The following is a 15,435-nucleotide window of genomic DNA, read 5'->3' on the forward strand; positions in this document are numbered from 1 at the left end:
AAAATGTCCCTTCTATAACTCTGCCTGCTGAAACATTTTCATTGAGAGGAACATTGATATGAATATACTCACTAATACTCCAATACTAAGAACACCCATTGCTGGTGTAGCCTCTTGAGAGTGAAGTACTTTTAACATAATTGTTTTATCACCAAAAATATTGCACATAAGACCAATCATACCCATTAAAGGAAAAAGCATAATCAAATTCAAGACAGTAATAACTTTATATCCCCCAATGTAATTAGTCGGTATCGTTACTGCACAATAAATCAAAGTTGCTACTATCGCTGAAAACACTGCATATCCAGGCATGACTATATCCCTGTCCAATAAAATATTTCCTAATATTACGACTATAAAAGTTACACTTAAACCAGCCATAATAAATAATGTGCTTGAAATATATTTAGCTATAATTATCTCTTTTCTCGTTATAGGTAAACTCACTAATACTTTTTCCGCTTTACTTTTCTCGTCATAATAAAAAGAAATATATATAATCGTACTACATGTTATAAATATTCCTATTGCAATCCCCATTGGTTCGACGGAATTCTTAAAAATAGATAAAATAGGGATTAAAAAATAGAAAGGAAACATCTTCTTCTGTAAAAAAAACTCCTTCAAAATCAACTGTTGCATATGAATTCTCCTCTCTATAAATCACGCGTTTCATAAATTTTAATTGTAAGAAACATAGAAGCGATATAGGCACTAGCTAATATCATTCCTCCAACCGTAAATACACCAATATGTACTGGATTCATAATCCACTCACTGAATGAAGATGTTGTTTCATTCAGCCCATCACTAATAAATATCCAAAGAAGTACACCAATCCCCATTGCTGCCGCTGATACTATACTTCTCATGCCCTTTGATTTTGTACCATAATAACTAGGAAAAAATGTCGCCACAAATACTACAGAATAAATCACTCCACTTACCACTACATACCATGGAATTTCAATATAAAAATTAGGATGGTATACACCAATATCATCAATAACAGCAATACCTCTTAAAAGGAATACAATTATCATAGTTGAAACCATGGCACCGACAATAAATATTGCACAGGAAATATATCTAGCAATAATGATATCCTTCCGACTTACTGGTAAACTATTTATAATAATGTCACTTTTATTTCTTTCATCCATAAAGGTTAACGTCATAACGGAGGAGAGGGTTATAAATAGACAACTCATCGGAAATAAAAATTCACCACTTGGCTCTAACATAAAAAACAAAAGAGGCATAACAAAATTCACTAACCACATTACCCGAAAAAAGAACAAATCTTTATATACAAGCTGACGCATAAGCACCTCTTCCTTTCGCGGTGTAAACGATAATATCATCTAATGTAGGCTTTTCTAGTACAACCTCATTTCCAAACCAATCTATGATTGCTTGTTTATCATTCGCTAAACCTTCAAAACCAAACTTATTTTTTCGTAATCCAACAAATAGTTCTTTTCCTTCTCGGTCTAATAAATCATTACTTCCTTTTACGATTACGTAGTTCTCCATTAAGTCTTCTTTTTCACCAGTAAATATAATTTCTCCATCATTGATGAACGTAACATAATCTGCAATGCGCTCTAAATCTGTTGTAATGTGCGTTGAGAATAATACGGATACTTCATCTTCCATTACAATTTCTTGCAACATATCAAGTAATTCACTTCGAACAACTGGATCTAACCCTGCTGTCGGTTCGTCCATAATAATAAACTCTGCGTGGTGCGAAAGTGCGATGGCAATCGCAAATTTCATTTTCATTCCTTTTGATAATTCTTTAATTTTTTTATACTTCGGAACTTGCAATCTATGCATATACGATTGATACTGCTCTTCGTCCCACTTTTTATATAACGGTGCAATAATACGCTTCATTTGTTCACACGTTAAATCTTCGTAATAATGATTTTCATCATATACAAAGCCGATATTTTGTTTTATTTCCTTTTCAGCTTTCTTATTGTCCTTGCCAAAAATTTTTATATCTCCGTTATCTTTTTTAATTAAATTCATAATCATTTTGATTGTCGTACTTTTCCCGGCCCCATTCGGTCCGACAAACCCCATAATATATCCGCGTGGTAACGTAAAACTTATATTTTTCACTGCGAAACCGTCATAACTTTTACAAACATTTTTTAACTCTAACATCTCTCTCATTCCCCCTTATATAAAAACGCAATCATCTGCTGTAATTCTTCAAGTGAAAGCTGCAACGCTTTACTTTCATTCACAATCTCTTCCGCTTTACTTTCCAATAGGCGAAGCCTTTGTTCTTTTAATAGTTCATTATTTTTACGTGAAACATAAGTCCCCTTCCCAGCAACAGTTTCTATATATCCTTCTTTTTCAAGCTCCTCGTATGCACGCTTCGTTGTAATGACACTAATTTGTAATTCCTTCGCTAAGCTACGAATAGACGGTAATTGATCTCCACCCTTTAAACCGCCATTTAAAATAAGCTGGCTTAATTGTTTTCTTATTTGCACATAAATAGGGTCTTGGGAAGAATTCGAAATAATAATATTCATGTTTTCCTCCAGTGTGTGTATATACTGTATATACCTTATATATACAGTATATACACATCATCCTATTTTTGGCAAGAAAAAAAGACCAACATTTTCCTGTTGGTCTTTCGTATATGTATCACTTTTCAAAGCGATCTAACATCTCGTCTCTCATTCCGAAACTTACTACTGCAATTCCTATATACATAAACAGAAGGAATGCCGGATGAACCGTGTTGTACCAGCTGCTGTCAACGATTAAGTAAATCGTTAATGCGACAACAAGAACAAACGCTAAGATAAACATATAAAAGTGTCTTGTACTACCCATGATAAACTCCTCTCTTCTCACTTCACCATTCAACAGTTTATTTTATCGAATAATTCGATATGACTCAAGGTTAACTTTCTGTTATGTAATCAAGTTCTACCTTTACAATGTCCTCACATGCTATTGAAATGATTGTTCCTTGTTTATCAATCGCCGTCACTTCTCTATTATCCATTACACGATTTGCTACTCTTTCTAATACTTTCCCTTGGTCTCGATAGCAAAATTCTTTTACATCTTTAATTGTTTCTCCATTTTCTAAATGGTATACCATTCTATAACATCGATATCCCACACTTTCACCCCCGTCTTGTTCGTTTTTTCACATATACATAAAAATGAGTAATCTTTGCCTCATCACATCTTCTTAATTTCAATAAAATTCTAACAAAAATAAATACTTTTATCAAACCGACTTTTTCAACAAAACTACCTATAAAACTACAACTTTACACCATTAGGAAACAAAAAACATATTTTTTTAACATTTTCTTCACTATTTCTGCATAAAGTGAAACTTTAATCAGTGGGGATTTTTGTTCATCCCCACTGATTATTAGTTGAACCAATCGGGCATTAACGGACAGTTTATCTCCCACCTGGCTTCTTTGCACCAGCTAAGTTTTGAGTTGGGAGTTTACTGTCCGTTAATGCGGGACAAATTCTCCATACAAAGGAAGAACCCGCCTCAGCGAGTTCTTCCTTTGTTATTTTAATCAAACTTGTACAGGAGCTAGCTTCGCATAACGTAAAACTGGTTTACGTGCAGCCATCGTTTCGTCTAAACGTTTAATAACTGTCGTATGCGGTGCTTCTTGTACAACTTCTGGATTTTCTTCTACTTCTTTAGCGATTTGAATCATCTTATCAATGAAACCATCTAATGTTTCTTTTGATTCTGTTTCTGTCGGCTCAATCATAATACATTCTTCCACATTTAATGGGAAGTAAATTGTTGGTGGATGGTAACCGAAATCAAGCAGACGTTTTGCAATATCTAATGTACGTACACCAAGTTTCTTTTGACGACGACCTGATAATACAAATTCATGCTTACAATGTCTATCGAATGGAAGATCGTAGAATGGCGCTAATCTTCTCATCATATAGTTCGCATTTAATACAGCATACTCCGTTACTGCACGCAAGCCATCTGGACCCATAGAGCGAATATACGTGTATGCACGAACGTTAATTCCGAAGTTACCATAGAATGGTTTCACACGACCAATTGCTTCTGGACGGTCGTAGTTGAAGTGATAACCATTTTCCGTTTTCTCTAAAATCGGTTTTGGTAAGTACGGAATTAAATCAGCTTTCACACCTACTGGACCAGAACCTGGGCCACCACCGCCGTGAGGACCTGTAAATGTTTTATGAAGGTTTAAATGCACAACGTCAAATCCCATATCTCCTGGGCGTGCTTGGCTTAATACCGCATTTAAGTTTGCACCATCATAGTATAATTTACCGCCTGCATTATGGACGATTTCTGCCATTTCTAAAATATTTTCTTCGAATAGCCCTAATGTATTAGGATTTGTTAACATAAGTGCTGCTGTTTCTTCGTTTACAACACGTTTTAAGTCTTCTAAGTCAACAAGGCCATTTTCATTTGATTTTACTGTAATTGTTTCAAAACCAGCTACAGTTGCAGATGCTGGGTTCGTTCCGTGAGCAGAGTCAGGCACAATTACTTTCGTACGGTTAAAGTCACCATTCGCTTCATGGTATGCACGAATTAACATTAAACCTGTCCATTCTCCATGTGCACCAGCTGCTGGTTGTAAAGTAACAGTATCCATACCTGTAATTTCAATTAAATGCTCTTGTAAGTCGTACATTAATTCCATTGCACCTTGTACTGTCTTTTCATCTTGCAACGGATGAATATTTGCAAATCCTGCGAAACGAGCTACACTCTCATTAATTTTCGGATTATATTTCATCGTACAAGATCCAAGTGGATAGAATCCAGAATCAACACCGTGGTTACGGTTTGAAAGTGCTGTATAGTGGCGCATAATATCAAGTTCAGATACTTCTGGTAGCTCTGCATCTTCTACTCGAATATAATCGCTCTCAAACACATCTTCTAGTTTCACTTCTTCTACATCTAATTTGGGTAAGCTATATCCTATGCGTCCTTCTTTACTCACTTCAAAGATAAGTGCTTGATCTTGGTTCTTCATTGGATAGCCCCCATTTCGTTTACAAGTGTGTCAATTTCCTCTTTTGTACGAAGCTCAGTTACTGCTACAAGCATATGGTTTTCATGCTCTTTATAATCACGGCCTAGATCATAACCACCGATAATATTCTTTTGTAATAATGCATCGTTTACTTCTTTCACTGGACGTTTGCAATCTACAACAAACTCATTGAAGAATGGTCCAGCAAATGTTACTGTGAAGCCTTTCGCTTCAAATTGACGTTTTGCATATTGTGCTTTAGAAATATTTTGACGTGCCATTTCTTTCACACCTTGTTTACCAAGTGCCGTCATTGCAACAGAAGCTGCTAATGCATTTAACGCTTGGTTTGAACAAATATTAGACGTCGCTTTATCACGGCGAATATGCTGTTCACGTGCTTGTAACGTTAATACAAATCCACGTTTACCATCTGAATCTACAGTTTGTCCAACAAGACGTCCTGGAATTTTACGCATAAATGCTTTCGTTGTTGCAAAGTAACCACAGTGCGGTCCACCAAACTGCGTTGGAATACCGAATGGTTGTGCATCACCGATTACAATATCAGCACCAAATTTCCCTGGTGGTGTTAATGCGCCTAATGATAATGGATTTGAAGAAACGATAAATAATGATTTTTGTTGATGAACGATTTTTTCAATATCAGCTAATTTTTCAACTTGTCCGAAGAAGTTTGGATATTGAACGATTACACAAGCAACTGTATCATCTACTTCACTTTGTAATACGTCTAAATCTGTTACACCATCTTTATGATTAATTTCAACAACTTCAAGATTTTGACCTTTTGCATACGTTTCAAGTACTGCTCTTGATTCTGGATGAACCGCGCTAGATACAAGAATTTTCTTTTTGCGAGTATGGCCAGCTGCTAACATTGCCGCTTCAGCTAAAGCTGTACCCCCGTCATACATAGAAGAGTTTGCTACATCCATTCCTGTTAATTCACAAATCATTGTTTGGAATTCAAAGATTGCTTGTAATTCCCCTTGTGAAATTTCCGGTTGGTATGGTGTATAAGCTGTATAAAATTCTGAGCGAGAAATAACATGATCTACAATTACTGGAGCATAATGATCGTATACGCCTGCTCCTAAGAAAGAAGCGTATTCTTTTAAGTTAGCATTTTTACTAGCCATTTGAGATAGCTCTTTTAAAAGCTCTGGCTCTGATTTTGCTTCTTTAATTTTTAAATCCCCTTTAAAACGAACACTCTCTGGAATATCAGAGAATAATTCATCGATCGTTTGAACGCCGATCGTTTGTAACATTTCTTTTTTGTCTTCTTCTGTCATTGGAAGATAACGATGCAACATGAAATCTACCCCTCTCCCCGTTACTTTGAACGTTTGTAAAATGGTGTTGGAACAACTACTGCTTTGACGCGTTTATTACGAATTTCAATTTCTACTTCTGTATCAACTGCTGCGTATTTTACATCAATTAGTGCTAAACCAATGCTTTTCTTTAACGTTGGAGATTGTGTACCACTCGTTACTTCCCCAATTTTTTCTTCACCAATAAATACAGGGTAATGCGTACGAGGAATTCCACGTTCGATTACTTCGATGCCGACTAATTTACGAGGCGCACCGTTTTCTTTTTGCTCTTTTAACGTTGCTTTTCCAAAGAAGTCTGCTTCTTTATTTGTTTTTACCGCAAAGCCAATTCCAGCCTCAATCGGTGTAATATCTTTTGATAATTCTTGTCCATAAAGTGGTAATGTTGCTTCGAATCGAAGTGTATCACGAGCACCTAAACCACATGCTTTTAAGCCCTCTTCTGCTCCAACTTCAAGAAGTTTCTCCCAAAGTTTTGCAGCATCTTCACTCTTACAGTAAATTTCGAATCCATCTTCACCTGTGTAACCTGTACGAGATACAAGTGCTGGAATTCCGTCTACAAGAATATCGTTTTTAAATTTAAAGAACTTAATTTCTTTCAAATCTTCTGACACAACTTTTTGTAAAATGCCTTCTGCTTTTGGTCCTTGAATTGCAAGCTGTGCAACTTCACTAGAAACATTGACTACTGTCGTATCGCCAATTACATGACTTGCTAACCATTCGTAATCTTTCTCGATATTTGATGCATTGATTACTAATAAATAGTCTTCTTCACCACGTTTGTAGATTAATAAATCATCTACTGTACCACCATTTTCGTAGCACATAGCTGTATATTGTGCGCCCCCTACCTTTAAGGTAGATACGTCATTTGTAACAACACGTTGTAAAAATGCTAAACTATCTACACCTTTTACTTCAACTTCTCCCATATGAGACACATCGAACAAACCTGCAGCTGTACGTACAGCTTCGTGTTCTTCTTTAATGCTTGAAAATTGAACTGGTAATTCCCAACCACCGAAGTCGATTGTTTTCCCACCATACTTCGCGTATACATCAAATAACGGTGTACGTTGTAATGTAATCATGCTCTCTCCCCCTTATGCTTTGACAAATCAATAAAAGTTGCTTCCCTTTTCTAAACATTTTCATTCTGAAAAGATAGGATATACGGAATCTCATTATATTTTTTTATGAAAGCGTAAATAAAAAATCACTTTCTTGGATAAAATACGAAAGATTCCACACATTTCACACCATTATCCTAACATCATTCGCTATATTTCATCAATATTCTAGCATAAAAAATAATTTAGAATTTTTTATGTTAAAACACAATAAATACAGCTTTTGAGATTTAATACTTTATTATTGTCTATCATATAGCCTTTAATAACGATAATTATGCCTTCTTTTAAGGCAAATCATCATACATTAAAAAATAATTACTTTAGTTTATAAAAGGTGGGAGAGTTGTAATGAATGTCGATATTTCCGTAGATCGGACATGGCAAAACAATTTTTTAAATAGAATTGACGAAGATGGTCCTTGGACAAACTGGGATTTATATCACTTAGCTTATGAAACAGAAAAATCGTTACTTGTTCCTACTTTTGATGGACTACAAGCACCGAAACATTTATCCCATTTCACACCGCTTCCGCATCAATTAGAAGTCGCTCAAAATGTGATTGAACAAATGAACGGTAAAGCGATTCTAGCAGATGAAGTAGGCCTTGGAAAAACAATCGAAGCTGGACTTATTTTGAAAGAATACATGGTCCGCGGGCTCGTGAAAAAGGTACTTATACTTGTCCCAGCTTCTCTCGTATCACAATGGGCATACGAACTGAATACAAAGTTTTTCATTCCAGCTGTAGCCCAAAAGAAAAGCTATTCATGGGAACAAGCCGATGTGATTGTCTCCTCAATTGATACTGCAAAACGTTCACCGCATCGTGATATCGTTTTGAACTTAGAATATGACCTTATTATTATCGATGAAGCACATAAACTTAAAAATAATAAAACAAAAAACTATGAATTTGCACAGCGATTAAAAAAGAAATTTTGTTTATTACTAACCGCTACTCCTGTTCAAAATAAGATTGATGAAATTTTTAACCTTGTTTCTTTATTAAAACCAGGACATTTAGGCAATCAATCCAACTTTGAAGAATATTACGCTTCCAAAAATCGCTCAGCCGAATCAGATGAAGACTTAAAAGCTCTCATTAATAAAGTAATGGTGCGAAATAGACGACATAATACCGGTATCGATTGGCCGAAGAGACATGTACGTACAATTTTTGTTGAGTTTAATGAACAAGAACAAGCTCTATATAATGATATCGAAAATTGGCGAGGACAAGACGCCTTCACATCTGCTTTCTCATCGTTAACTTTAAAACGGGAAGCATGTAGTAGTCGTGAGGCTGTTTACTATTCATTGAAAAAGCATGTAGAAAAAAGACAGAAAGAAAACGAACATTATATAAAAGATCCACATATCGATGTGCTAATGGACAAAATTAATCATATTCCTTTCAACTCAAAAGCAAATAAAGCTCTTGAGCTTATAAAAGAAATTGACGATAAAGTCGTTATCTTCACAGAATATCGAGCGTCACAAATGTACTTACAATGGTTTTTACAACAACACGGTATTTCTTCCGTTCCATTCCGCGGCGGGTTTAAACGCGGGAAGAAAGATTGGATGAAGGAGCTTTTCCAAAACCACGCACAAGTATTAATTGCAACTGAAGCTGGTGGTGAAGGGATTAACTTACAGTTTTGTAGCCATATGATCAATTATGATTTGCCATGGAACCCAATGCGTCTTGAACAAAGAATCGGGCGTATTCACCGTCTCGGTCAAAAGAATGATGTTCATATTTATAACTTAGCTACAAAGCATACTGTTGAAGAACATATTCTGAAACTGTTATATGAAAAAATCAACTTATTCGAGCGTGTTATCGGTGAACTCGATGAAATTTTAACGAGAATTAATATGAAAAACATCGACGCGCACATTCAAGAAATTTTCGCGCAATCAAAAAGCGAAGGTGAAATTAGAATTAAGATGGAAAACTTAACATCTATTATCGACTTTGCGAAACGAAATGAAGCTGAGGTGCAGGGCTATGCAGCAACATGAAATTCATAATTACTTATACAATTTCTTTGAGGCGAATAACTGTGAAATTTTAGAACGTTCTCCTCATTTATTAGATGTACAGTTAACAATTGAGATGGATAAATTATTAATGAATCGCCCTTTTTATTGGCACTATCTTGAGAAAACAGGAGGCGTACCGAATCCGATGCGCCTTACTCTTATTACAAATCCAGAAAATGAAGAAAATGATGGTGAGCTTATTCACTACGGTTCACCACGTCTACATCAAATTTTCCAAACGACAAAAGAATTAGGCTCATACATACGTTTATATGAGGATGTAAGACATAATGGAGCAACACATACACCGCTCCACCCTTGGCTCGGTATTAATATAAAAGTTTCCTATCAATGTGATCGAAAAAAAGACATCCTTCACTCGATTGGTATTCATCTCATTTCTGGAACAATGATGGCAAACTTTCATGAAACATTAACAAACATTAAACTTACACCAAAAATACCTGATTTTTGTTTTACGCTCTCGCCCATCATTAAACCTCAAAGTGGTTTACAACGCATAGAAGACGCTTTAAAAAATATAATTGCAGAAGATGACCATACGTGGGCAAAAGAAGCAAGAGTGCGTTGGAATCATGATTTAGACCTTTTAAACCGTTTTTATGAAGAAAGTGACGAACTTCCTGAGAGCTATGAAATTGAAAAACAAGCTCTGCAAGAACAGTATGAACCACGTATTACAGTGCAAATTATTAACGGTGGACTCTTTTATGTTACCGCGAATCATTTTCTATCAAAATAAAGCTCCTTCTGCTTTAGAAGGAGCTTTATTTCGAGTTACTCTCTATCCTCATTACGCTCTTGTTGTTTTTGCTTTGCCATGCGTTTTTGATACGCACGATCCTTCGCGCTCACATGATTTGCATCAGTTGGAAGATTTTCTTTCGAACGTCCAATTCCATTGCTCATCTTTCCCACTCCTTTTTACGTTTTTCAGAATACATGTTTATTTTCAGCTAGAGTGACAATCCTTATACAAAAAAATAAGAGCAGCCATTGGCCACTCTTACTCGCTCACATATTTTTGAAACATATCATGGATGCCTTTATTTACTAGGTTCGAGATCTGCTCGTCAGATTTATTCGGATAACGATCACGCAATCTGATAGATGCCTTCACCATTAAATTTTCTAATACAGAACGGCCACCTTCTCCATAAATAATTTCAGCATATTTAACAAGCCTTCCATCCTCTACTGTTGCTGGATTATGATTGAAGAAAAATTTACTCATTGTCTCCACCTCTCTCTTTTGATAACGTTTACATTTATATAGATTATTTATGTTATTTATTTCACAATATTGTATGCATGTATATTTAATTAGTTTCATTATAAAGCAACATATCGATAGTAAATATGTGATTTTCCGTCCATTTTGTGAACAAATTAAAAATGAAAGCGTTTCCTTTATTATATACTAAAAAAACTTACTACGCTAGGGGCAATTTTTTTCAATCTACTAACCCCTCGAAAATTGATATATTTTTTCTTTTCCCATTAAACCCTTATACAATTTTCAGAAATTATATTATAAAATATATGTATGACTTAAGGAGGCTTTGTATGAATCAAAATAAAAAAGCTATATTAGATCTTGTCTTTTATCTCGTAATCCCATTCCTCATTTGGAAATTTGCAAAACCTTATATCGATCCTTATTACGCGATGTTACTTTCCTCTGTTCCGGGGATTATTTATACACTGTATACCTTTAAAAAAGAAAAACAGTTTAACGTGACAGGGTTCTTTATTTTAATTACACTCATTTCTAATACAACGGTAGATTTATTATCTGGGTCAGCTGAACGAATGTTGTGGAATGATGCATATTATCACATCGTACTCGGTATTATCGTCATCTGTACAATTTTCATAAAAAAACCACTCATGTTATATTTCGCTGCGGATATTGCAGCGCTGCAAGGCCATGACCGCGATAAAAGTCGTGAGCTTTATCGTGATAGTCGTATATATCCAGCACTGCAATATTTAACGTTATTTTTCGGGCTGCAATTTATATTAAAAAGCTTTTTAAAAATTTATTTCATCTCTGTTTTTGGTGTAGATGGCTATGGTGAAATGAGAGCGATTATGACCGCTGTAGGCTGGGGCATTTCTATTTGTATCGGAATAGGATTTGTATGGGTGAACAATAAAATACATGCCGTTACGGAAGAACAAGAATCCGTGCAGTAAATAAAAATCCCCTAGTGTAATACGACACTAGAGGATTTTTGGTTTGCTAAACATATGACTAAAATTCAACTTGATTTTTTTCTTTTACTTTTTACATTTCGGTAAAACAAAGCAGCACTCAGCGGCATAACACCAAACCACTTATTCATAAATGGCTCTTTTTCAGCACGGCGTTGTTCTTTCTTTTGTTTTCGATCTTCTTTTGGAGCATCCATATACGACACAAACTGCTGCGTCACAAAGCGAACATAATCATTAGTAGACATATTATCATCACCTCTACTTGATTAGTATGTCCACTTTTTTATACATTAATCTTTTCCTTTAATTCATTCATAATTTGCTTTACAGACTTATTCGTCGTATCAATATGTATATGAGCCTCTTCATAATAAGCTCGGCGTGATTCAAATTTCGTTACAAATGCCTCTATATCTTTCTTTTGAAATAGTGGACGTGTCGTATCTTCACGAAGCCTTTCTGCAATTACATGCGGATCGCAATATAAATACACGACAGTTCCGTTCTCTTTCATCCACTTGCGATTTTCCGCTCGTTCAATAATTCCCCCACCAGTTGTAATAATGACATTATGGACTGGTAGCGCACGTAACATTTCGCTTTCATATTCCCGAAAAGCCATTTCGCCTTCTTCGGCAAAAATATTTCGAATTGCCTTCTCTTGCTTCTCTTCGATTTTTTGATCAGTATCTACAACATCCATTTGAAGTTCTTTACTTAACGCTTTTCCAATTGTTGTTTTCCCTGCTCCCATGTAGCCGGTTATATATATAGATTTCATTTTCTGTCCTCTCAATCGTCATTTATTAATTGTTATTATAACGAAAGATGCTACTTTGTTTAATAAAAAAACGTTTTGTTCTTATACTATGAAGAACAAAACGTAACACTCGCTTTTACTTATAAGTACCTCTTCTCACCCACTGCGTTGCAATCCATTTCTCACCTTTCGTTACAGGTGCTCCTCCGTGTAACGTAAGCTCATTTAGTGATTGATCTTGATAAAAATACTCAAAGTATACTGCCATTCCCTTTCTAGGGTGTACAGAAAGATTTAATTTCGGGAAGTATGTTTCCCCGCCTTCTTCTACATCATTTAAGTACATTACAAGCGTACTAATACGATTGTTAGCAGCTGATCTACTATGTTCCGCAAAATAATCATAGTGGGCTTTATATTGTTGATCCACTTCATAATTTAAAATGTGTAATCCTTCACCATGCGACGCAGGAACATTCATGATAGATGAAATTCGTTTTTCAATCTTTGAAGTAAGTTCATTGTCTTCCAAAAATGCACCGCTACTTGTTCGAATATCATTTACATCACGTGATGAACCAATTTTAGAACGCTCCATTTTATTTTTAGACATTTCAATCAATTCACCACACTCTTCATCACTTAGTACATTTGCTAATACGACAATAAGAGGTTCTTCGAATTTTGAAATAATGTGTATTTCTCTATCTTCTGTCATAATCGTATTTCCTTTATGATCAAAAATAGTTTGTTCCTTATTTTCACCTATTTGATTGTTGTTTGTCATTTCCCTATTCTCCCTAAAAATAATGATTGGATAGCATGAATATATCATATTCTTTCTACCTTTCTCTTTTTTGAGAAAATTTAAACTTTTAATCATTATATTTATCCATTTCTTCTAAAAAATCAATTCAATTTACAATAGAAAATCCTGGTTTATCTCCATATATTTCACATATTATCCTTCTATCCAATCCACTATTTTTCCATCCTTTTTTCTATACCGAAAACTCACCGTATAGAAAGCTTCCTGTTTGAATTTGCACTGCATGAAGTTCGTGTTCCTCAAATCTGGGATTTGCCGCCGACTTCATTCACATTCCTCTCCAACACGAACACCCTCAGCTTAAGCTAATTGCTACTACTGTCTTTATGATTCGAGACTCAAATCATAGAGAATATCCACATGATGAACGCACTCAATATAAAAAAACCACCCTTTCGAAGTGGTTTTTTTATTTAATCAATACAGAATAACATAATGCTTATTATAAAAAACTGATGACTATTTCAAAATAAACTTATTTTCTTTACCTTCATTCGGAATTATCAACGAAGCATTGTCGCGCTGTAAATGCGGACGTCCTACTTGTCCTTCAATGCCAATGGCTTTAAATTTTTTCAAAATTTCTTCTTGTAACGACTTTAGAGATGCATCCTTTTTTTCACTCATATATAATCACCTCTCCTTATATCATATCATAAAATTAGCACTTTGTTACTCATTCTTAATCTTCATTAAACAAAATTTTGCTATTCTCTAAAAGCTGTACCAAATCTTTTCTTATATTATCATGTATAGTTAATTCCTCATGAGAATCCCATTCATCTTGTGTGTTTACAGAAATTAAAAACAATAAATTTTCTCCCTTTGCATTTTTACAAATATAAGAAAGATATTTTCTCGAACTCTTACCGTCACCATTTCCTTTATATGCAAAAGAAAACCACGCCTGACCTGTTATATTATGCGAATTAATTATAGCATTTGCAATACCAGTTCGCTTTTTCTTTTTTAATAAGGCAACTCTTTTGGCATCTAACACTGTCCCAAATACAATATCGAATTTCCATTCAATAAATGATATTCCCAATTCTATTAAAGCAAATAACATTGCATCATTATCATCCAGTTGATCAATGTCTTTCTCTTCAAGATATTTAATTTCTTTAGCTATAAAATCACTTAATTCTAAAGGTCGCTTGTGTGTCAAAGCCATTTTTGCTTTATTAGCAAAACTATGTAAAACTCCTTTTTCTATTTGATAATAAGATTGAACTATTGCATTTAAATCCTCTCTTTCCTTAACATAACCCCTTTTATAATTTAATTTAAATGTTACAGTATTTTCTTCTACCTTTTCACCCGTTTTCAAATATGGAAATGCTACTTTGTTATTAAATATTTTGTAGGAATATAATTGCATACCACAAACAAATTCATTAGAATCAACAAAACTTTTTAAAAGTTCATATTCAATTTTTTCGTTTTCAAATTGAGATAATTCTCCATAGTGGTTCCACAGTCCCTTAGTCTCTGTTTTTAATTCTTTATTTTTCTCATCTATAATATCCTCTAATTTCCCTTGAAAAATTAATAAATAAATAATAAAAATTAAAGTGAATAGCAAAAAATATGGACTAAATTTAATAACAATCTGTTTAGTATCATCACTAACAAAATACAATATAACCCCTATAATAGTAAAAGTAGCTGCTATGAAATTGAAAATTCTGGAACTACTATTAGAAGTATATTCTTTGTTTTTTCTGTTGATGGATATCTTGAATGTTTTCATTGTTCTCCCCCTATATAATAACTATTTCTGCATTCTATATTGCGAAATCCCTATATTCACTTTTTCCCCTTCTATGTTTCTCTTTAACTTTTCAACTAAGATTCACATCATTTTCAAGCAATTATTTTCCTTCAACATCAAACATTCCTTTTTTATGAATCAAATTCTATTCTACACCAATTAATCCATTCTCTGTATTTTTCAAAGAAATTTCTTCATTATTATTTCATGGTA

At 34.4% G+C, this 15,435-nt stretch carries 20 protein-coding genes and 1 pseudogene; 4 read left to right on the plus strand and 17 right to left on the minus strand.

Annotation, left to right across the window (positions count from 1 at the left end; translation table 11 throughout):
• Positions 1-12 precede the first annotated feature (12 nt).
• The 9 genes from DN399_RS20750 to gcvT all read right to left on the minus strand — a co-directional run bounded on the left by DN399_RS20750 (position 13) and on the right by gcvT (position 7,524).
• Positions 13-645: an ABC-2 transporter permease gene (locus DN399_RS20750; protein WP_001186554.1), complete on the minus strand. Its 633-nt coding sequence runs from the start codon at positions 643-645 to the stop codon at positions 13-15.
• 14 nt (positions 646-659) lie between these two features.
• Positions 660-1,328 (minus strand): ABC-2 transporter permease, encoded by a 669-nt coding sequence (locus DN399_RS20755; protein WP_001249566.1) that lies wholly within the window; start codon positions 1,326-1,328, stop codon positions 660-662.
• A complete protein-coding gene (locus DN399_RS20760; protein WP_149149914.1) occupies positions 1,309-2,181 on the minus strand; it encodes an ABC transporter ATP-binding protein in 873 nt (290 codons plus the stop codon). Before DN399_RS20760 ends, DN399_RS20755 begins: the two co-directional genes overlap by 20 nt.
• 5 nt (positions 2,182-2,186) lie before the next feature.
• Positions 2,187-2,561 carry a GntR family transcriptional regulator gene (locus tag DN399_RS20765; protein WP_001021353.1) on the minus strand — a complete coding sequence of 125 codons (375 nt, stop codon included), beginning with the start codon at positions 2,559-2,561 and terminating at the stop codon, positions 2,187-2,189.
• A gap of 118 nt (positions 2,562-2,679) precedes the next feature.
• Positions 2,680-2,871, minus strand: a complete 192-nt coding sequence (locus tag DN399_RS20770) for a hypothetical protein (RefSeq protein ID WP_000535933.1) — start codon at positions 2,869-2,871, stop codon at positions 2,680-2,682.
• A 70-nt stretch (positions 2,872-2,941) separates the two neighbouring features.
• Positions 2,942-3,145, minus strand: a complete 204-nt coding sequence (locus tag DN399_RS20775; RefSeq protein WP_000262496.1) for a DUF3929 family protein — start codon at positions 3,143-3,145, stop codon at positions 2,942-2,944.
• A gap of 442 nt (positions 3,146-3,587) precedes the next feature.
• Positions 3,588-5,063 carry an aminomethyl-transferring glycine dehydrogenase subunit 2 gene (gene gcvPB, locus DN399_RS20785; RefSeq protein ID WP_046392993.1) on the minus strand — a complete coding sequence of 492 codons (1,476 nt, stop codon included), beginning with the start codon at positions 5,061-5,063 and terminating at the stop codon, positions 3,588-3,590.
• Entirely contained in the window at positions 5,060-6,403 is a 1,344-nt protein-coding gene (gcvPA, locus tag DN399_RS20790) for an aminomethyl-transferring glycine dehydrogenase subunit 1 (protein WP_000903240.1), read from the minus strand. The genes gcvPB and gcvPA overlap by 4 nt, the downstream gene beginning before the upstream one ends.
• A gap of 20 nt (positions 6,404-6,423) precedes the next feature.
• Positions 6,424-7,524 (minus strand): glycine cleavage system aminomethyltransferase GcvT, encoded by a 1,101-nt coding sequence (gcvT, locus tag DN399_RS20795; RefSeq protein WP_000631777.1) that lies wholly within the window; start codon positions 7,522-7,524, stop codon positions 6,424-6,426.
• A 390-nt stretch (positions 7,525-7,914) separates the two neighbouring features.
• Here gcvT and DN399_RS20800 point away from each other — a divergent pair, with 390 nt between their 5' ends.
• Together DN399_RS20800 and DN399_RS20805 are read left to right on the plus strand one after the other, a co-directional pair.
• Complete coding sequence (locus tag DN399_RS20800; RefSeq protein ID WP_001100037.1) at positions 7,915-9,597, plus strand: DEAD/DEAH box helicase; 1,683 nt, start codon at positions 7,915-7,917, stop codon at positions 9,595-9,597.
• Positions 9,584-10,381 (plus strand): YqhG family protein, encoded by a 798-nt coding sequence (locus DN399_RS20805; protein ID WP_001183964.1) that lies wholly within the window; start codon positions 9,584-9,586, stop codon positions 10,379-10,381. Before DN399_RS20800 ends, DN399_RS20805 begins: the two co-directional genes overlap by 14 nt.
• Before the next feature lie 35 nt (positions 10,382-10,416).
• Here the strand turns inward: DN399_RS20805 and DN399_RS28465 are convergent, their stop codons facing one another.
• The gene (locus DN399_RS28465) at positions 10,417-10,548 is read right to left on the minus strand and encodes a hypothetical protein (protein ID WP_000064668.1); all 132 of its coding nucleotides are present in this window, start codon (positions 10,546-10,548) and stop codon (positions 10,417-10,419) included.
• A 97-nt stretch (positions 10,549-10,645) separates the two neighbouring features.
• Positions 10,646-10,873 (minus strand): hypothetical protein, encoded by a 228-nt coding sequence (locus tag DN399_RS20810; RefSeq protein WP_000032702.1) that lies wholly within the window; start codon positions 10,871-10,873, stop codon positions 10,646-10,648.
• Between the two features lie 73 nt (positions 10,874-10,946).
• On the opposite strand from DN399_RS20810, the gene DN399_RS20815 reads away from it, so the two are divergent.
• Both DN399_RS20815 and DN399_RS20820 read left to right on the plus strand, forming a co-directional pair.
• Positions 10,947-11,063: a hypothetical protein gene (locus DN399_RS20815; RefSeq protein WP_001987222.1), complete on the plus strand. Its 117-nt coding sequence runs from the start codon at positions 10,947-10,949 to the stop codon at positions 11,061-11,063.
• Positions 11,064-11,205: 142 nt separating this feature from the next.
• Complete coding sequence (locus tag DN399_RS20820) at positions 11,206-11,838, plus strand: VC0807 family protein (protein ID WP_001073111.1); 633 nt, start codon at positions 11,206-11,208, stop codon at positions 11,836-11,838.
• A 65-nt stretch (positions 11,839-11,903) separates the two neighbouring features.
• Here DN399_RS20820 and DN399_RS20825 read toward each other — a convergent pair whose 3' ends face one another.
• From DN399_RS20825 to DN399_RS20845, 6 genes and pseudogenes are all read right to left on the minus strand, one after another.
• Positions 11,904-12,104 (minus strand): YqzE family protein, encoded by a 201-nt coding sequence (locus tag DN399_RS20825; RefSeq protein ID WP_000106083.1) that lies wholly within the window; start codon positions 12,102-12,104, stop codon positions 11,904-11,906.
• A gap of 38 nt (positions 12,105-12,142) precedes the next feature.
• Positions 12,143-12,640 (minus strand): shikimate kinase, encoded by a 498-nt coding sequence (locus DN399_RS20830; RefSeq protein ID WP_016123334.1) that lies wholly within the window; start codon positions 12,638-12,640, stop codon positions 12,143-12,145.
• 115 nt (positions 12,641-12,755) lie between these two features.
• Positions 12,756-13,406 (minus strand): 2OG-Fe(II) oxygenase, encoded by a 651-nt coding sequence (locus tag DN399_RS20835; RefSeq protein WP_113303575.1) that lies wholly within the window; start codon positions 13,404-13,406, stop codon positions 12,756-12,758.
• Positions 13,407-13,580: 174 nt separating this feature from the next.
• Positions 13,581-13,673, minus strand: a pseudogene (gene comGG, locus DN399_RS20840) (competence type IV pilus minor pilin ComGG); the annotation flags it as partial.
• A gap of 234 nt (positions 13,674-13,907) precedes the next feature.
• Positions 13,908-14,075 (minus strand): hypothetical protein, encoded by a 168-nt coding sequence (locus DN399_RS28155; protein WP_179953516.1) that lies wholly within the window; start codon positions 14,073-14,075, stop codon positions 13,908-13,910.
• A gap of 55 nt (positions 14,076-14,130) precedes the next feature.
• Positions 14,131-15,201, minus strand: a complete 1,071-nt coding sequence (locus DN399_RS20845) for a hypothetical protein (protein WP_149149916.1) — start codon at positions 15,199-15,201, stop codon at positions 14,131-14,133.
• Positions 15,202-15,435 lie beyond the last annotated feature (234 nt).

The organism is Bacillus sp. AR4-2 (assembly GCF_008274865.1).
In the GTDB taxonomy this organism is placed as follows: Bacteria; Bacillota; Bacilli; order Bacillales; family Bacillaceae_G; genus Bacillus_A; species Bacillus_A cereus.